This is a genomic window from Bacteroides sp. L10-4 (assembly GCF_013373675.1).
GTDB lineage: Bacteria > Bacteroidota > Bacteroidia > Bacteroidales > Bacteroidaceae > Bacteroides > Bacteroides muris.
The window spans coordinates 22722-42442 of sequence record NZ_JABXJH010000005.1; the positions used below are offsets into that span (position 1 = coordinate 22722).

Annotated in this window: 13 protein-coding genes; 4 read left to right on the forward strand and 9 right to left on the reverse strand. The window is 48.4% G+C overall.

Going from position 1 to position 19721, the window contains the following annotated elements:
* Window positions 1-24: 24 nt before the first annotated feature.
* Both HU824_RS02990 and HU824_RS02995 read right to left on the reverse strand, forming a co-directional pair.
* A complete protein-coding gene (locus HU824_RS02990) occupies window positions 25-258 on the reverse strand; it encodes a hypothetical protein (RefSeq protein WP_136009702.1) in 234 nt (77 codons plus the stop codon).
* A gap of 56 nt (window positions 259-314) precedes the next feature.
* A complete protein-coding gene (locus HU824_RS02995) occupies window positions 315-2153 on the reverse strand; it encodes a heparinase II/III family protein (protein WP_176468038.1) in 1839 nt (612 codons plus the stop codon).
* Between the two features lie 458 nt (window positions 2154-2611).
* Here HU824_RS02995 and HU824_RS03000 point away from each other — a divergent pair, with 458 nt between their 5' ends.
* From HU824_RS03000 to HU824_RS03015, 4 genes are all read left to right on the forward strand, one after another.
* Window positions 2612-5773, forward strand: a complete 3162-nt coding sequence (locus tag HU824_RS03000; protein ID WP_255260450.1) for a TonB-dependent receptor — start codon at window positions 2612-2614, stop codon at window positions 5771-5773.
* A gap of 18 nt (window positions 5774-5791) precedes the next feature.
* The gene (locus HU824_RS03005) at window positions 5792-7510 is read left to right on the forward strand and encodes a RagB/SusD family nutrient uptake outer membrane protein (protein WP_176468040.1); all 1719 of its coding nucleotides are present in this window, start codon (window positions 5792-5794) and stop codon (window positions 7508-7510) included.
* Window positions 7511-7578: 68 nt separating this feature from the next.
* The gene (locus HU824_RS03010; protein WP_136009698.1) at window positions 7579-8850 is read left to right on the forward strand and encodes a glycoside hydrolase family 88 protein; all 1272 of its coding nucleotides are present in this window, start codon (window positions 7579-7581) and stop codon (window positions 8848-8850) included.
* Window positions 8851-9017: 167 nt separating this feature from the next.
* Window positions 9018-10283 (forward strand): DUF2264 domain-containing protein, encoded by a 1266-nt coding sequence (locus HU824_RS03015; RefSeq protein WP_176468041.1) that lies wholly within the window; start codon window positions 9018-9020, stop codon window positions 10281-10283.
* A gap of 313 nt (window positions 10284-10596) precedes the next feature.
* Here the strand turns inward: HU824_RS03015 and HU824_RS03020 are convergent, their stop codons facing one another.
* The 7 genes from HU824_RS03020 to HU824_RS03050 all read right to left on the reverse strand — a co-directional run bounded on the left by HU824_RS03020 (window position 10597) and on the right by HU824_RS03050 (window position 19711).
* A complete protein-coding gene (locus HU824_RS03020) occupies window positions 10597-11388 on the reverse strand; it encodes a GDSL-type esterase/lipase family protein (protein WP_176468042.1) in 792 nt (263 codons plus the stop codon).
* An 18-nt stretch (window positions 11389-11406) separates the two neighbouring features.
* Entirely contained in the window at window positions 11407-12594 is a 1188-nt protein-coding gene (locus tag HU824_RS03025) for an AGE family epimerase/isomerase (protein ID WP_176468043.1), read from the reverse strand.
* Window positions 12595-12619: 25 nt separating this feature from the next.
* On the reverse strand, window positions 12620-14014 hold the full coding sequence (locus HU824_RS03030) for an MFS transporter (protein ID WP_016273957.1): 1395 nt from the start codon (window positions 14012-14014) through the stop codon (window positions 12620-12622).
* Window positions 14015-14028: 14 nt separating this feature from the next.
* Window positions 14029-15204, reverse strand: a complete 1176-nt coding sequence (locus HU824_RS03035; RefSeq protein WP_176468044.1) for a glycosidase — start codon at window positions 15202-15204, stop codon at window positions 14029-14031.
* 23 nt (window positions 15205-15227) lie between these two features.
* Window positions 15228-16343 (reverse strand): glycoside hydrolase family 26 protein, encoded by a 1116-nt coding sequence (locus HU824_RS03040; RefSeq protein WP_136009693.1) that lies wholly within the window; start codon window positions 16341-16343, stop codon window positions 15228-15230.
* A 130-nt stretch (window positions 16344-16473) separates the two neighbouring features.
* Window positions 16474-17943 carry a PD40 domain-containing protein gene (locus HU824_RS03045; protein ID WP_176468045.1) on the reverse strand — a complete coding sequence of 490 codons (1470 nt, stop codon included), beginning with the start codon at window positions 17941-17943 and terminating at the stop codon, window positions 16474-16476.
* 1 nt (window position 17944) lies between these two features.
* A complete protein-coding gene (locus HU824_RS03050) occupies window positions 17945-19711 on the reverse strand; it encodes a DUF6057 family protein (protein WP_176468046.1) in 1767 nt (588 codons plus the stop codon).
* Between the last annotated feature and the right edge of the window lie 10 nt (window positions 19712-19721).

The following is a 19721-nucleotide window of genomic DNA, read 5'->3' on the forward strand; positions in this document are numbered from 1 at the left end:
GTTTTTTAAAGTGAATTTTATTTTTTAAATAGTATAGACCAAAAAATGGCATCCATCCTGTTTGGACTTGAATCGGAAACTGTCCAATTTGGTCACGCTTCTGCCTCGCTCCACCCGGATATCCTTTATCTTTTTGCGCTCTATCGTCTTTTCTTTCTCATATTGGTCGGCAAACTCAGCATGGCGCGGGTCATTGATACCACCTATCGTGTCCTTCTCGACACGCACATGGAAGAGTGAAATCAGTTTCTTCATCATTGTTTTTCTGTTTTTGGGGGAAGGTTTTAAAAAGTTGTTTGAAACCTGCCATTCCGTTAAAGCTTCCGGCTGCTCATGCGTACAATCACCTTACCGGAAGTTCCTTTGAACATACATTCCGCCTCCAGCATCGTAATGCCCTTGATGGGCTTCTCACCTTTGTATGTGTTCTTGGCGGGATAAGTCTTGAACACCGCTCCTGCCGGAGCCACTATCTGCATGTAGAAGCGTTTGCCGTTGCGCACGAAGACAGCCTTGTTGCCGTTTGCTTTTACCTCAGCTTTTGTACCGGCCACCCATGTCACTCTGGAAGAGGCATCAAGCAGTTCGACTTCATCCTCCACTTCCATGGTGCGGTCGTCAATCAACGTGAATTTGCGGTATGCGCTCTTTGCCTTTTCCCGATACACCTCACACAGGTTCAATGTGGCGAAAGGCTGCTTGACTTCCGGTTGCTCCTCGCAAACAAAAGCGTGTCCGTTGGCATATTGCAAGCTATGGTCTATGTTGATGACATTGTGCGAGAAGTTGTTGTTACGGAAATACTTCCAACGCTCTCCACCGGGCTTCCCGTCCCAGAATCCGGGCAGGTCGTAATCGTCCGCTCCGAGGTCTTCCGTCCAGAGCACACCGTCGCTCTCCACGATGAACGTGCCGCAGTCCATCTGCTGATGTGCCTGGTTGGGCAATCCGCCTTTGGCAGCCAGATATACGGAACCTTTCTTTCTATGGTCTCCGTTGAACACCACTATGTCGTTTATCTTGTTGTGATAGACCTCCAGAGCAGGCACAGTGCTTACTTCCTCCACAGAAGCGGTGTCGAACCATGGCAAGGAGAGGAAAAATACCTGATCGAACATCCGGGTGCCATACAGTGCTTTGCTCACCTCGTTCCGGTTCCATGCAGCCACTTCGGGTTGGTGAAACATTTTGCTGTAAAGGAAATAGGCAGGACCGCCGAAAGATTCATGTCCGATACCCGCGTTTCCGAAATAGAACGGATGTCCCGAGGGCGTAAGGGTGCGTATCTGGTAAAGCGCCGTGCGGGGAATGCCCGGCAATTCCGCAATCTTCCCCTTGTCACCTCCGTTGTCCGTCACAGTTTTCAAGTACATGGCAAGGTAACGGTTGGTATATCCCCAGTAGGCCGGGCCTTCGTAGCACACCCCGTCCGGTGCGAACAGTTTCAAGCAATTGGGCATATACTTGGCAGCGTTCTCCAGAATGGCGTGGGTCTCTTCCGGATAATCCTCGGCCACGGCCAGTGCTCCCAGCACCATGCCGGTGTTGCACACCACGTTCCAGTTGGTCTCGCGCTTGGCCCAACTGCCCGGCCCTCCTTTTTCATACTCCGCCAGCACACGGTGCAAAGCGTTCTTGTAGATGCAGGCTTTCACTAATTGCTTGGTGGCACGAGGCAGTTCGTCATAGAGCCAGTCGTATGCGATGGCCACGGCAGCAGTCATTTCCGCTGTGTCCAGATAGTGTCTGGGATTCCAGTCGGGATAGCCGCACACCCATAAAAGTGCCCGGTTAGCAGCGTCCAGGTATTTCCGTTCTCCATACATCCGGTAGGCCAGCGACAATGTACCCAGCCTGAATAGGTATCCCCTCGACGTATAGAGCATGTTTCCATATTTATCCATTTCGTAAGGAAGCTGTTTCAATCCGGCAACAGAGTCAGCCTCCGCTTTCAGGAAGGAAGCCAGCTCTCCGGCCAGCGGGTCATTTTTTATCAATTGCTTCACTTCCGGGGTCTCGGCTCCGGTAAACAACAAGCGGGGATGACTCTGCAACCATGGTTGTTGTCCCCATGCAATACAAGTCCACAATAGCATAAATAAAAGCATTGTGCTTCTGTTCATTTGGAGTTTCAAGAAAATAAATTTGTTCATGGCGATTAATTCTAATAAAGTTTCTTTGAACAAAAGAAGCCTAAAATTAGATTAATCAAGAGAAGTATCGTCCAATTTTAGGTACATTTTCGTACTACCTGTCGAAATTCACACTTAAACAGGCCTAAATGATTATCCATAATATCCCTCATACCACTTTCCACATTACGATATATCAGTGCTACAGGGAGGCTGGGATATGTGGAATAGAAATTTGCAAGGCACTTAGCAATCAATTGTTTATACACTTTTTAACCATTAATACATGTACGAATCTACCCCATCTCTATACAAAATACACCCGTTTGCAATAAGTGTTAAATGTATGAATATGTTTGTTTTCTCCCCTTAAAGAAACGAATGTAGTCCGTCTGTGATTCCTCACGATTTTATTTTTGCAACGATGAAAAACCTTAAAATTACAGTAAACTATGTGTCAAAACAAAAAAGACAGATGTATGTTTCATGCTAACTTATCCAAACTTTTAGTTGGAGGTGCCTTTTTATTGGCGACAAGTCCGGTGTATGCTACCGGAAGAAACCATTCCGACTCTTATGCAGTGAACTCTTCACTTATCGTGCAACAACAAGGACGTACCGTTACAGGTATAGTGATAGACGATAAAGGAGAAACCATCATTGGCGCTAATGTAATGGTAAAAGGAACAACCAACGGTTCCATTACCAATATCGACGGTCAGTTTACATTAAACAATGTGCCCGAAGGCGCAACGCTGGTCATCAGCTTTGTCGGTTACAAGGAACAAGCTGTCAAGGTAGGCGCGCAAAGCAATCTCAACATCACGCTGCAAGAAGACAGCGAATTGATTGATGAAGTTGTGGTAGTGGGTTATGCTTCGCAGAAGAAAGTAAACCTGACGGGATCCGTATCTTCCGTAAACATGGCGGATATTGCTGAGAAGCGCCCCGTCACCAACTTATCTTCCGGTTTGGCCGGTATGGCGGCAGGTGTTTCCGTGACATCCAGCAGCAACGTACCAGGCAACGACAACGCCAGTATCCTAGTGCGCGGACAAGGCTCGCTGAACAACTCGGCCCCGCTCATCATCATCGACGGTGTGGAGAGTAACATCAATACCGTGTCTCCGCAAGACGTGGAGAGCATGACCGTGCTGAAAGACGCCGCTTCGGCTTCCATTTACGGTAGCCGTGCTGCCAACGGTGTAATCCTGATTACTACCAAGAAGGGTAAGCAGGGTAAGATTTCCGTAGATTATACTGGTTACGTCTCTTTGGAATCCATCGGAAAGACAGTGGAGGCTGTAACCAACTATGCCGATTACATGGAACTGAGAAACGAGGCTCATCGTAATTCCGGTGGAGGAGAATATGCCCAGTTCAACCAAGAAACCATTGATGCCTGGAGAAATGACAAAGGCCGCAATCCTCTGCTTTATCCCAATACGGACTGGACGGACGAAGTGTTCCAGACAGCCGTGGCCACCAATCACAACCTTTCGTTGAGCGGTGGCACAGACAAGATTTCCTTCTTCACTTCATTCGGTTATCTCAAGAATCCGGGTATCATTGAAAATGCCGGTTACGAGAAGTACAGCTTCCGTTCCAATGTAGAGGCCAAGGTGGCCAGCTGGTTGACGTTGGGTGCCAAGCTTAACGGTTATCTCTCCAACAACGACATCGCTTCCGACAACATAAAAGACATCTTTACTTATAGTGACGCCAGTTCACCGGGAGTAGTGCTCCGCCATCCCGACGGTCGCTTCGGAGGTGCACAGGCTCTGGGTGAGGACATTCAGGTCAACAATCCTTTTATGTATCTCTATCGCAACAAAGGCAACAAAGAGGTGCGCAACTTCCGTAGCGCATTCAATGCAACTTTGACTCCCGTTAAAGGTTTGACTCTCCAAGGCTCTTACTCATACGAATTTACCGACAAGTTCAATTCATGGAGAACCCAGCCCATCAACCTTTGGAACTTTGCCCAGGATAACATAGTCAGAGCAGATGCCACCAGACACTCCATCAACAACTATAACCGCAAGGAAGAACGTATGTTCATGGATGGGGTTGTCCGTTACGATAACAAGTTCTTCGACAAGCATCTGGATTTGAATGTGATGGTAGGTGCCAGCCAGGAGATGTCTCGTGACCGCAAGATAAATGCCAGCAGAAAAGACCCGATAAATGGAAACGTTGATGTAATCGACGGTGCCACATCTGATCCGAACACATCCGGAAATCAGAATGAATGGACCATGCGTTCCTACTTCGGCCGCATCAACTTGGGTTGGGACAACAAATATCTGTTGGAGATGAATATACGCGCCGACGGTTCTTCACGTTTCTTGAAAGGTAACCGCTGGGGTTACTTCCCCTCCTTCTCGGCTGCATGGCGCATCGACCAGGAAAAGTTTATGGAGAAAACCCGTATCTGGCTGGATGCCTTGAAGTTCCGTATGTCTTACGGTGAACTGGGCAACAACTATTTGGGAGATGACCCTTATTCTGCCAACTATATGTCTATCTCCAACTACAACGACTTAAAGTATGCTTTGGGCAATGTAGCTCAAACGGGGCTCTATATCAGCTCCATTGCCAATGCTGCCCTGACTTGGGAAAGTACAGCCGTTACCAACTTTGCCGTTGACTTTGCCACACTGAACAACCGCTTGTCCGGTAGCGTGGAATATTTCATCAAGAACACCAAGGACATCTTGATTGACTTGCCCGCTCCGTTGGTACACGGTAATGCCAAAGTTCCCCGTCAGAACAGTGCCAAGGTGCGTAACAACGGCTTCGAATTGACGCTGAACTGGAACGACCAAATCAATGATTTCCACTACAACATTGGTACGAACTTTACTTTCGTTGAGAACAAAGTGACCAAGTACAAAGGTAACGAACCGAGTTATAACGGAAACACTATCCTAAAGGAAGGATTACCCATCTGGTCGGAATACGTACTGCTGATTGACCGCATCATCGAAACTCAGAATGACTTGGATTATGTAGAATGGCTTGCCACTAATTCAGTAGATAAAGATGGAAATAAAGTAAATCCTTTCACCCAATACAAACGTCCGGAATTGGGTGACGTACTCTATAAAGATACCAACCATGACGGTGTTTTCGACGATAATGATCGCGTAGTGAGAGGTCACGGAAACAAGCCCCGCCTGTACTTCGGTATCAATTTGGGCTTCGAATACAAAGGATTCGACTTCTCTATGCTGATGTCCGGTACAGGCAGCTATAAAGTGCAATACCAATCTATGCACTCCTCCAATCTTCCGGCCAGTGCTTACCAAATCGGTAAGGAAGTGGCGGACGGACGTTGGTATGAAGGACGTAACACGCCTGCCAAGTATCCCCGTTTTCTTATTAACGACAGTCGTAACACCCGTGCCAGCGATATGTGGGAAACAGACAAATCTTACTTGAAGATAAAGAATATCCAGATGGGATATACCTTGCCAAAGAAGTGGACAAACGCAGCTGCGATGAACCGTGTACGTCTGTTCTGTAGCTTAGAGAACTTCTTCACTTTCAGCAATTATGTAGGTATGGACCCCGAGACAAGCGGTTTGACTTATCCTGCCATCCGTCAGGCTTCCTTCGGACTTAACGTTTCATTCTAAACAAACAACAATAACATCATGAAAAAATATATATTACTTCTGGCAGCAGCCGGGCTGATGAGCAGCTGCTACGACTTGGATCAATTTCCGCATGACAAAACGAGTTCCGGAACCTTTTGGCAAACCGAAGAACACGCATACCAAGGTATGGTGGCTATGTACGAAACCTTGCGGAACGAAAATACTTTCGGCGCTTACTACAACTTGGATGCACTGGGCGAAATTGCCATGGATTACAACAACTGGCAGATGCCTGCCATTATCAAAGGAACTCATAATGACCGTACCGCCTATATCACAAGCAAATGGCAAAGTTCTTATAATGGAATTTTCCGTGCCAATTTACTGTTGCAGAATATTGACAAGGTAAATACCAGCGATGAGAAGAAAGCGCTCTATAAGGCTGAGGCCAAGTTTATGCGCGCTCTCCACTACTTCCATTTGCTCGACTTCTACGGTGGTGTGCCCCTTTATGACGAGACAACTGTGGTAGATCAGGAGTTTATGAATATGAAGAAGCCCCGTACTACAGCCGAAGAGACCAAGAAATTCATCTTGGACGATTTGGATGAGGCAGTGAATGTATTGCCCGTGAAATGGGGAAGCTCTGACTATGGACGCGCCACGCGTGGTGCTGCCGTGGCTCTGCGCGGTAAGGTGAAACTTTATACGAAGGACTTTGCCGGTGCCAAGGCTGACTTTGAGGAAATCGTAAAAGATCCTCAAGGACGTGACTACGGCTATCGCCTGAACGATAGCTATCCCGACCTCTTTACGCTGGAAGCCGACCAGTCTGCCGAAATGATTTTCAGCATTCAATGTGTGAATGGTGCCGACAATGAATATGGTTTGGCTTACTGCCTCCGCTTGGGCAGTCGTGCCGCTTTCGGCGGTTGCTGGAACAACAATATGCCTACCGACATCTTAGCCGATATGTACGAATACAAAGACGGCCGCCCCTTCAGCTGGGATGAGATTTATCCGGGTTTCTATGGTGACAGAGCATTGCAAAAGAGCATCTTTGAGGCGAAGTTGAGCACAGACAAGAAGAGCGTTGAATCTTATCCGGCAGACAGGGACAAAATCCGCGCCATCTACAAGAACCGCGACCCACGTATGGAACAGACATTGATTACTCCATATGCTCACTTCTTGGGTTGCAACGGATTTACTCCTAAGGAGATGGAATATGTGCTGGCTACAGGTGTGAACGAAGCCAACGGTTTCTTGCGCGACAATCAAAACCACAATAATTATTATTGGCGCAAGTTTGTGCCGGAAGGTGATATGGACGGCATTTTACTTGAGCGTAGCAGTTCACCGGTGGACTTCCCGCTTATCCGCTATGCTGATGTATTGCTGATGCTTGCCGAGTGCTACAACGCGGTCGACCAGCAAGATGAGGCTGTTGCCCTGATTAATCAGGTACGCCAACGCCCGTCCACCAACATGCCTGCCTTGAACAGCGGTGCCGCTTGGCTAGAAGCTCACAGCAAGGAAGAAGTGTTTGAGCGCATCATGCACGAGAGAGCTATAGAACTGGCTTGCGAAGGCCATCGTTTCAGCGACCTTAGACGTTGGGGACTTGCCAAGGAGAAACTGAATTACGAATATGACGATATTTTGGGTAAATTCATCTTTAAGCGTGAATTCGTTGACCGTGATTATCTGTTCCCCATTCCGGCTGTGGAGTTCGAACGCAATTCTGAGTTGGGCGAACAGAACCCCGGTTGGTAACCTCTTGAGATAGATTTAGCAAATGTTTATATCCTGACCATAAAACTTTATTTATCGATAATTCATTTATGAAAAGTAAACTTATTACAACCTCTCTCTCTCTGCTTCTTTGTTTTCCGGCTTTCAGCCAGAAAACAGAAGCCGAGAAGTCATTCATTCAAGAAAACATGGAATTTGCCGCCAAGCAGTATCACCTGATGATGAAGACTCCTGCACAAGGCAAAGAAAACAAGGGAATCATGCCCCACAGTATGCGCAAGGACGGTACAGTATCCAAAGGCAGCATCTATCTGTGGACTGCCGGATTCTTCCCCGGCACTTTGTGGTACATCTCCGATTTTCTTGGCGACAAGGCTCTGCAAGACTCCGCACTGGTTTATACCAAGTATATGGAACCTTGCAAGACATTCACTGACAATCATGATATCGGCTTCATGATGTATTGCAGTTATGGCAACGCCAACCGCTTCGCACCAAAAGAGGGTTACGAGGATATTCTGACCGAATCGGCCAAGTCTCTCTGTACCCGCTTCCGTCCCAAAGCAGGTGTCATCCAGTCTTGGAACGGCTTCCGTTCCTGGCATGGCGACAAGGTATATGATTTTCCCGTCATTATCGACAACATGATGAATCTGGAACTGCTGTTCCATGCCAGCAAGGTGACCGGTGACGACGAATACAAGAACATAGCTATCTCGCACGCCGAAAAGGTGATGAAGAACCAGATACGCAAAGACTACAGTCACTTCCACATCATCTATTACGACAAAGAAACGGGTGCTCCCATCAAGGGCGAGACCTCGCAGGGCTATTCCGACAACTCTTGCTGGTCCAGAGGCCAGTCATGGGGTATCTACGGATTCACTTTGTGTTACCGTGAGACGGGCGACAAGCGTTTCCTAAAAACCGCCCAAGGCATGGCTGACTACTACCTGAACCATCCTAATCTGCCCAGCGACAAGGTAGCATGGTGGGACTTCAATGCTTGGGAAGAGGGCTATGTGCCCGGTGTACGTTCCAGAGCAAGCATTACGCCCATTCTTTATCGCGACGCTTCTGCCGCAGCCTGCACAGCCTCTGCACTGCTGGAGTTGAGCACTTACGTGAAGGGTGCCAAAAGCAAGAAGTATTTGGAAGGTGCCAAGCAGATTCTACACTCCTTGGGCAGCACCGCCTATCGTGCCAAGTTGGGCGAGAATGCCAACTTCATCCTGATGCACAGTACGGGTGCCATTCCTCACGGTAGTGAACTTGACGTACCCCTGACGTATGCGGACTATTATTTCATAGAAGCTCTGCATCGCTACAACAAAATATTGAACAACGAACCACTATTCTAATCTAATCTCAGCAATCTAAATCATTTTTTCCCTACTCCCACCATTCTCTCTTCCATAAAAAATATGACATTAACAAGAGATCGGTGGGAGTATATAGATTCCATATAAAGGATTCCTTCTAATTTTGAATGTCCCAATGATACATTAACCGTTATAATAAAGAAAACATGCAACGATTACATTATTTCATTTTACTATTAATAGCAGTAATGACATTGCCCACCTCTTCCTTGCAGGCCAAAAGCAAGAAAGACAAAGCAACCAAAGAGCATCAGGTAACCACCGGTGCCGAAGACCGTGCCACATGGGTAAAGTTGATGTGGAAAATATCCTACCCCGTCATCCATAACCTGGCAGAGGGGACTTTGCGCCAGAATATGCCGATAGAATCCCGGAGCGGAAATCCGAGAGGTTATGATGAAGTGACCCACTTGGAAGCTGTAGGCCGTACATTGGCCGGTGTAGCTCCATGGTTAGCACTACCCGATGATGACACAGAAGAAGGAAAGCTCCGTAAACAAATGCGTGAGGAAGTACTGAAAGGGCTGAAGAATGCAGTTGACCCAACTTCTCCCGACAAACTGAACTTCACCAAGCAGCCGCAGCCCATTGTGGATGCCGCCTACTTGGTGCATGCTTTTCTGCGTGCCCCAAAAGCCCTATGGGAACCGCTGGACAACACAACCAAACAACGCTATATAGAATCATTGAAAGCCCTACGCAACCGGACGGGTGCATACAACAACTGGCTGATTTTTACCGGCCTGAACGAATCATTCATCAACTGGGCAGGAGGTGAATGTGATCCTTTCCGCCTGAAAATAGCCAAAAACAAGATAAGGGAATGGTACGTGGGTGACGGATGGTACAGCGACGGACCCAAATTCAGCATGGACTATTACAATGCTTACGTATTGAATCCCATGTATGTAGCCATGCTGGAGACATTGGCTGCCAAGAAGAGAGCCACTCAGAAGGAGGTGGATGAAGCACTTCAACGCATGATCCGCCACTCCGAATTTTGTGAACGTATCATAGGACTGGACGGAACTTATCCGGCTTTCGGCCGTTCCGTAACTTACCGCACCGCCGCTTTCCAGTCCTTAGCTGATGTTGCATTGCGTGAAAAACTGCCGACACATCTCACTCCCGCACAAGTACGTTGTGCGCTGACCGCCGTACATCGCAATATGTACGAAGGAAACCAGAATTTTGACAAAAACGGTTGGCTGGTTCTCGGTTTCAACGGACATCAGCCGGAAGCCGCTGACGGATACACCTCTACCGGAAGCCTCTATATGGCTACCTTAAGTTTCTTACCATTAGGCTTGCCCGCTGACAATCCTTTCTGGACAGATGTACCTGCCGACTGGACTACCAAGAAGGCATGGAAAGGGGAAAATCTTCCTAAAGATTACAAGGTAGAGTATTGATTTCAGGATAATATCTTACTACCGATTGATGAAAGTGTATCATAATATGACATTTATGATTCACCCCTCTCTTATTCAATCACCTTATGTTCACTAGTGTTCCGTTAAAAATACTCATCTCATAGAAATTGTGCTTTCTTCAATATCAAAGAGTTCTGATTTTTATTTTCTCAAAAATGACATAAACGAAAGTTTAACGGGACACTGGTGACTTAGGTTTCTTAATATCTGTGACAGGGGTGATTTTCATATTTTTGGTGTTTTGACACATCCCCTTAATGATAAGTTGTTCCAACTGGAATGCAGAACAAGACTAAAAGAAGTTATTCCGTATCTCCTTTGCTATGTAACGGCCCATCAACTCCTGCCCCGGCTTGTCGGGATGCAATCCGTCGCGCAGATAGCGTCCGCTACCGGAAGACTGCTCAAACTTTTCGGTAATGCCGCAATTGGAGTAACAATCTATCAACTGCACGGAAAGCGCCCGGCACAACTCACGCAGAATGGCAATCTTCTGCAGATTCAGTGCATTGTGTTCGGGGTTGCCTGTCTGAATCGGCGTGCACACAAATACACGGCACTGAGGATAATGCTCCAAAATGGTCTGAATGGCCCAACGGGCACCGCCCGCCATAGTACTGACATCCACTTCGTCGAGTGTCTTCCCCTTAAGGGCCTCTTCAGCACTACCCAGGTTACGGTCGTTCGTTCCCATAGAGAACACAAAGACATCGGGCGCAGGGTAAGCGCCACTTTCCACCTCAGCTATGAACTTCTGGATATGTACCTTCGATACGTTGTTGTGCCGCATCTGCAACTCATGCCTATCCTCTGTTGCCTGCCAACCGCCGGAGATGCCGGCAAAGCCTTCGCAGCCATAATCCTGAGTGTCGGGGTGGCATGCCCATGTAGCAGAACCGACCGCCACGTTGTGATGTGTGGCGAATCCGAGCTTATCCACTACAGTCTTAGACCATTGCTCACCTGCGGTGATGCTGTTTCCGTCGCACCCGAAGTTCAGCTTGCTGAAGTCCGGATAAAGGGATTGCGCATTCAACGCAATCCCCATCCAGACAAGAATCCCCCAAACCATTAATCTATTCATTTCTTTTCTAATAAAAAACTATGAAAAACGTTCAATAATCTCCATGCACATGCGTCCGTTGTGATACGGACATTTCCAGAACCCCGCCTTGTCATCATCAGTGTTCACCGTGCCGTCGGCACGCACACTCCAATGCCATTCTCCGTGCTCGTAGTCTACCAGATGCTGCTTGATGAAGTCCCAGCATCGGAGAGCCTTCTGCATGGCTACTTCGTCATCAAAGTGCTGGTAGAGGTTGACATGCCCCACAACGTTCTCAGCCTGCACCCACCAGTGGCGGTCGGTATCAGTCTCTCCCTTATCCGGAAAAGCCTCGTATATCATGCTTCCGTCGGGCGTCAAACCTTCATCGGCAGCAGCGGCAATGTACTCTACGAGCGGTTCCACTTTCTCGAGGAGGTCCTTATCTCCCAAGACCAGAGCCGCCTCGTGTATCAACCAGGAAGCTTCAATGTCGTGACCGTAGGAGACAATACGGTACTTGCTTACCCAATCATCATTGAAGAACAGCTCCAGATGACCGGTTTTGATATTCAGAATCCGTTCAGTGAAAAGAGCTGTCAAATTGCGGAGCTGCTTCTCCAGACGGGCATCCTTCCATATCCGGAAAAGATTGGTATAAGGTTCCAGAATATGCAGATGGGTATTCATCGTCTTGCGCTCGTTCTCATCTTTGGCGCTAAGGCGCATGTCGGCTATTTCTCCCCATTCGCGGGTCAAGGCTTCGCAATAACCGTTCTTCACGGGGTCGAAACTATGTTCTTCAATAGTCTCGAACAAGCGGATGGCATATGCCAGCGCTTCATCATCGCCCGTGGCGCGGGCATATTCACTCAGCCCGTAGATGGCGAACCCCAAAGCATAAATCTGCTTCTTGGTATCGAGCGGATTACCTTTATAGTCGAGAGACCAGTAAACTCCGCCAAATTCATTGTCATAGAAACGGTCGACAAGAGTACGTTTGGCACGCGTAGCCGTTTCCAGATACTCCGGTCTCTTCAGCAAGCGGTATGCAGCCGAGAAGGTCCACAAGATGCGGGCGTTCAGGATTGCCCCCTTTTCTGCTTCGGGCTTCACCTCCTCCCAGCCCGTGATACGGCCGTAGAAACCGCCGTTCACTTCATCCGTCATTTTGTTTATCCAGAAGGGGAGGATATTGGAAACCAGCTCCTCCTCCATCTCCTGTTTCATCTTCTTGATATCCACAAGTTTTTGAGTTATGAGTTATAAGTTATGAGTTATTCTGCTGAAGGTTCTCACGGCGCTCTTTCAGGTCTGCATTGATGGCTGCCATACGCGTCTTATTCAATGGATAGATGAATACGACAACGATGGAAAGTGCGGCTATCGCAGCAGGAATAAAGCTCATCAGATACTTCAAACCATCCAGCGCTTCGGGCGTCTGCACAGCATTCTCAGCGGTGTTGTAACCGAAGCATGCCAGCAGTGCCATTACTGCCCAGCCTGCAAATGCACCGCCAAACTTCTGCGCCATAGAGCCGGAAGAAAATATCAGCCCTGTAGAGGACGTACCGTCTTTCTGCTCGGCATAGTCGGCCACATCGGCATACATACTCCAAATAAGCGGAGACACGATACCGGTACAAATGGAGATAAGCACCTGGAAAATCATCATCAGCCACCATCCCAGTCCGTTATTCGGCACAAAAAAGAAGAGCACACTGAACACTACCAGGCACACGAGCGAAATGATATAGGTGGACTTCTTTCCGAACTTCACGGACAGAGGCACAGCCAATGCCACACCGGCCATGTTGCACACTTCACCTACCATCAGGAACAGGCCGGCATACAACACGAGATTGAAGAGGCCAAAATCGAGGAATGCATTGGCACTGATATAGTCCTTGAAGAAATAGGCGGCAGTAGCTCCACGCACCGTATTGAAGAAATTCGACAACAATGCCGCACCGTTTAATATCCACCAGGGCGAGTTGCGCACCAGCGACTTCACATCCTTGCCGATGGATTCGGACGCCACACTCTTGACATGCTCGCGCGTCATGCCAAAGCAAACCAGAAAGCCCAGAAAGCAGAGCGTGGCAATGCATACCATGGCATATTGCCAACTGGAAGCATTGCCATAGTCCATTGATTTAAACCAATTGCACAATGGCTCCCATGCTCCCAAAGCAATAAAACTACCCCCGTATGCAAAGAACATACGGTAGGAAGAGAAAACCGTTTTTGTGTTCGAATCATCAGTCATCACCCCCAACATAGCACCATACGGAACATTGATTGCCGTATATACCGTCATCATCAGGATATAAGTGACATAAGCCCATATCAGCTTACCCGTCGTCCCCATGTCGGGCGTTGTAAAAAGTAACATCCCGGCGATGGCAAAAGGAGCTGCAATCCACAGCAGATAAGGACGATACTTACCCCAACGCGTATGAGTACGGTCTGCAATGACTCCCATCATCGGGTCGGACACAGCATCCCAAATACGTGTCACCAGCATCAGCAATCCCGCATCAGCCAAGCTCAGACCAAAAATATTCGAATAGAAGAACGGCAGATAATAGGAGAATATTTTCCAGAACATAGAGGAAGACATATCCCCGAAACCATAACCGATTTTCTCTTTCAGAGTTGCCATAGTATGTTGTATTTTTATTTTTTCATTATCTTCAGGTTCTTGTCTATCAGCTTCTTCAGCGTTTCTACCGAAGCTGATGAAGACAAGCCGTCAGCAGGCGTATTCATGCAATAGTCCACCAGCTTGTCAATGGTAGAAGTGGCTACATGCATCCGCGTGTCGGAAGAAGCGTAATAGATGAACACCGTTCCGTCTTCGTCGGCAATCCAGCCGTTGGTGAAAAGCACATTGCTTACGTCACCTATACGCTCCTCACCTTCGGGCACCATAAAGGCACCACCGGGGCTGGCTATCAGCTTCGTCGGCTCTTCCAAGGAAGTCATGTACATATAGAGCACATAACGCAACCCGGCGGCACAACCGCGGACACCGTGAGCCAGATGCAACCAGCCTTTCGGAGTCTTGATGGGATGCGGACCTTCACCGTTCTTCACCTCCTTGATGGTGTGATAGTAACGCCGGTCTATGATTTTCTCTTCCTTCACTTCGGCACGGGTTATGTCGTCTACCAATGCCCAGCCGATACCGCCCCCGCTCCCGGCATCAATAAAGCCGTCTTGCGGGCGGGTATAAAGGGCATACTTACCGTCTACAAACTCAGGGTGCAGCACCACGTTGCGTTGCTGACTCTTGGTTTTCAGGTCGGGCAGGCGTTCCCAGTTCTTCAAATCCTTGGTGCGGGCAATGGCAGCCGTAGCCGTAGCCGAAGACAAATCGCCGGCAGGCGCATTGTCGTCGTGGCGTTCGGCACAGAAGATACCGTAAATCCATCCGTCCTCATGAGCCGTGAGGCGCATGTCGTATATATTCGTTGCCGGAATCATGTCTTCGGGCATGGTGACAGGATAATCCCAGAAACGGAAATTATCAATGCCGTTGGGGCTCTCGGCTATAGCAAAGAACGACTTGCGGTCAGCGCCCTCCACACGCACCACCAACAGGTACTTGCCGTTCCATTTGATGGCACCCGAGTTCATGGCCGCATTCATACCGATACGTTCCATTAGGTACGGATTGGACTTCTCATCCAAATCATACCGCCAGAATACGGGTGTATGAGCTGCCGTCACTACCGGATATTTATAGCGTGTGAATATGCCATTGCCGTCTTCTACAGCCACATTCTTTCTCGTTATCAACTCTTCGTGTTTCCGAAAGAGTCCCTCTACCTTTTCTTTAAAAGCTTCCATGTCTGTTATATTAGGTTGTTTGTTTATTGATACAGATTTACATCGGCAGCAAACAGGGCCTTGGGATTGTTATAAAACTCCACAAAATCTCCCGCAGATGCCTGTCCCGGATAGGGGGCATAGTAATGGGTCACCTTTTCACGGGCATTGCGCCACACCAGCACATAGGCAAGCGGATACTTCTCCAGCACAGGCAGCAAAGTACCAGTCCACCATTTTGCATCGGGAATTCCTTCGTAACCGGTTTCGGTCACGGCAATCACTTTATCATGTGCTTTTCCTATACTGTCTATAATGGAAAGCGCCCTGTCCATTCCGGCAAGATAGTGATTCCGGTCGAACTGATAGGTATCGAAACCGATAACGTCTATCAACCCGTCACCCGGATATTTCTTCAGGTATTCCGTGGTATCTTTAGGTTCCGTACCCGGAGAGTAAGCATAAAGCACATTATCCACTCCTTTGGCCTGCAGGCTGTCCACCGTCATGTGCCACAATGCCTTATACTCCTCAGGGGTACACAGCTTCTCACCCCACCAGAACCAGCTGCCGCTGTGTTCGTGCCAGGGACGGAAAAGTACGGGTATCTTCACGCCGTCCGCCGTCTTCAGCGAATGAAGGAAGTCGGCAACTCCCCCCAACCAACCGGCAAACTTCCGGTGGTTCTCACCTCCGGGCAGGATGGACTTCACCACCGTCGTATCCGATACGTCCCAGGCATCACCACCCGTCTTGGGATTACGCGCATGCCAGCTGAGCGAAACCATCCCGCCCCGCTGATACTGATTGATTATCTCTTTTCTGATTTTATCGAAAGGAACCTTATCCAGATTGGCTGCATTTCCAAGTTCCAGCTCCCCCAAATCAAAGCTGATGACAGCCGGATAGTCGCCACACACGCTCTTCACATCCGAACGCCCTTCCTCACCTTCCCAGCCGATACCATATACCGTATCATCATGATGGCCGAACATGATACCTCCGGAAGGAATTTTCTTCAGGTTAGCCAGCAAGTTCTCCGTTTCCTGCGTACGTGCAGCAGCAGTCACTTCATTCACACTCTGTTCTTTTCTGGAAGAACCGCAGGCGGTCAACAGACTTGCCGCCAGAATCATCATAACAAATTTCTGTTTTTTCATATCCATGTTTTTCAATCCAGTATTATCAGTATACATTGATTTGCGGTACAAAGATAGCCGATTGCACCAAGGGAAAATGATACAATTTTATCCCTTTACTGTATTAAAAAGCAGAATATGAAAAAACACATCATCTGACTTTAACCGGGACACGCTTCTTCGAGGCAATTCCCCGTTCCACTTTCCGACGTTCCAGTTTCACCGGTTCGTTTGTAAAATCGGGAACATTGTACGAGTAAACCAGGCGGTCGTAATACTCCCACGGATTTTCCTGAGGAAGCAGGAAAGGCTTGCCCACCACCCCATTCTCATCCAAACCGGCCAGATACAAACGGGTATAAAGCCCATCTCCCCTGCGGCTACTGAACACAAACCATCGGGAGTTACTGCTCCAGTTATGGAAACTTTCCGTATCATCGCTGTTCACCTCATTTATAGGGCGCATACCGCCATCATGCAAATCGAGCAACCACAAATCGGCTTCCTTGTGCCAGATTGAGAAGTTACCATAATCGGACAATGTAAACATGATATACCTGCCGTCGTACGAGGGTCTCGGGAAGGAGATGCTTTTCTTCATAGCTGCCGCATTGACCAGCGTATCTATCTTTTCGCCGAATGTTCCCTCTTCCGGATTGAAATCCATACTGCACAAACTGTAACGTATTTCCTTATACTCCGCCGGTATCGGCTTGGCTTCTGCAGCACAGAAGTACAGTTTGCGCCCGTCCGGTGAGAATACGGGAAAAGTCTCGAAGACCTCCTTCTTCTGAAGCAAGGGAGAGAGCAACAATTCATGTGTTTCGGGATGGTAAACCAACACATCCGATTCCAGGTCGAGCACCTCCACGCGCTCGTCCTTCACTGCATGGAAAGACTGGCGCGTATTGTTGACGGAATAGGCAATATACTTACCGCTTGGATGCCAATAAGGGTACACCCCCGCAGAGAGAGTGGAATCCGTTTTCGTATCCAGCATTTCGCGTTTCCCGTCTATCTGCATCAAGGTCCCTCCGTTCTTTCCACGGATATGCAGGCTCAGATAGTCCGGGTCGGTTTTGTTGAAAGCATGACAATTCAGGCACATGCCCGGCACCATGGTATTCTCCAGCAAGGGACGCTCCTCGAACGAAGAAAGGTCGCGCTCATAAATGCCCATCTTGCTATAAACTTCATATCCGGGGGCCAGCTTGCGGTATACCACCCCATAGTCTATCGGATACGGACTGACATACATGGGAAAAGAGCGGTACTGTTTCCACTCGCCGTCTTTCCGGACACACACCGTAAACAAAAGGCTGTCTCCCTTGTTTTCTTCCAAAAGTTTCCGCCATTCCTTTTGCGGGAATGATACTATTTTATCATTAACATGCATTTCTCCGGACTTTCCTCCGGTCACAGTCACATCCACGCGTTCATACGCTCCACCGATACAGTTGAAATTCATGGGAGCAATGGTTGCAGGAATGGTCACACCGATATAGTCGGGATAGATATCCGGCCATTCATCCACCTTCTCCGGAGAAGTCACCGGATTGCTACAAGCGGCAAACCACCATGCAGCCATAATGCAAACAGCTATATTCTTCATCTTTTTCATCTTACTTTCTTAGTAGCAAATAATTCCAGTATGTACTGCCGAAACGCGCCTCCAACATCTGCCGGGCATTCTGCTGCGAGGTATATATCCGCGCAAATTCCGTTACATCCCGCACCACTTGGGGCGAAATGCTCCACGGCATACCCTGAAAGTTCTTGTGCGTCTGTGTCCATACATATACCAACGCCTCCTGATAGCTGCGGGGAATATGGTCGTAACCGGCATGCTTGCCCAGCGGATAATACTTCATGAAACGTTCCAAATCACGCTGTTGCAAGACGTATGCCAGCATATACTCGAATGCCATCCGGTTCCGGTGGTCATGTTGATACAGTAACCCCAGCATGATGTCCATCTCCCGGTCGCTGAACAAAAAATCCTCCGTATAACGTATCTGCCTCAGCCAGCCCCATTCTTTATGGGCATTTATTTTTTCTTCATCATACAGATAAGTCATAGCCTCCTCCGCCCAATCCTTATAGAAAAGGGTCTTTCTCAGTGCCCGCAGGTATTTGGCGGCCACCTCATATTGCCCGTTAATCAAATTGGTTTCGGCCAGCCGTTTGAAGCAACGACTGCTTTTATTGAAGTTGGGAATCGACTCCATCGCTTCGAAAGTGAAGCGTTGTGCCGTATTTATCATTCCCAGATGATAATATGCCTCGCTGGTGGGCAACGGCGAAGTAAAGTCACGCTGGAACTCCGGTAGCAGCCCTTTCGTCCCGTTCTGATAAAACTCGAACATGCGGTCGCCCATCTGTCCGGTCTTTCCCAAAGCAAGATTCAGGCAGGTCACGCCGAAAGGTGAAACCGGTGACTTCTCTTCTGCCTTTTCTATAATCTCCTGCCATTGTTTATTACGTACCAGCCGATCATACTCCATCGCCTCCTCTTTATCCACATCGCAACCGGCCGCCACGTAGTAATAGCCGAACAATGTTACCGCCACCACTTGCAGAACTCCATAAAACACCGGCTTCTTCTTCAAAGCGGGCAAAGCTGCCAGCAAGAAGGGAAGGACAACCAGCAATACGGCAAGCCCTATCTCTATCCAAGGAATCACTGCCGGGAAACGGTAATATCCTATACCGCCCATCAGACGGTAAATGGGGAATTGCACCCACATGCTTGCCAATAGCGGACAGCCGATACCCCACAATCCTACACCCCAGAACACTCCGACACCACCCCAGAAATTCTTACCTTTAAGATTCAACCGGAACTCGCGTACAATCACCCAGCCCATAAAGATGAAGTGTGCCGCACCCGCTGTCCAGTAAAGCAGCGGAAGGACTATCAGAATGTACGCGACACGCTGCCACTTCCCCTTCAAATCCGCATACCAGCAGGATGCAGACAATGCTAACAGCAGAGCCACCACCAATGACAGCATCGCATTTTCATCACCCATGAAATGCCACAAGACAATGATGGGCAGAAAACTCAGCGGATAATACACATCAGCCGCACCCTGCTCCTTCGCCAGTTTCCAAACCAACCGTTGCAACAACACGTACAAAAAAGCCAGGATACTGGCACCTGCCCACACGTGATAATAAAACTGTGTCAGATATTCGGCTATATAATCAGCCAGTCCGCCTGGAACAGCCATCCGTTCCCAAAAGTAATCAGCATCGAACAAGAAAAGCTGAAACTGTTCCTGATAGGAGAGATGGGCCGGATATACGTTTCCCCAGAAGAGAAGCACCACTATGCCGAAAAGTATCGACACCCCTATCTTCCAAGTCTTTTTCAGAAATATATACATAGAATCATTT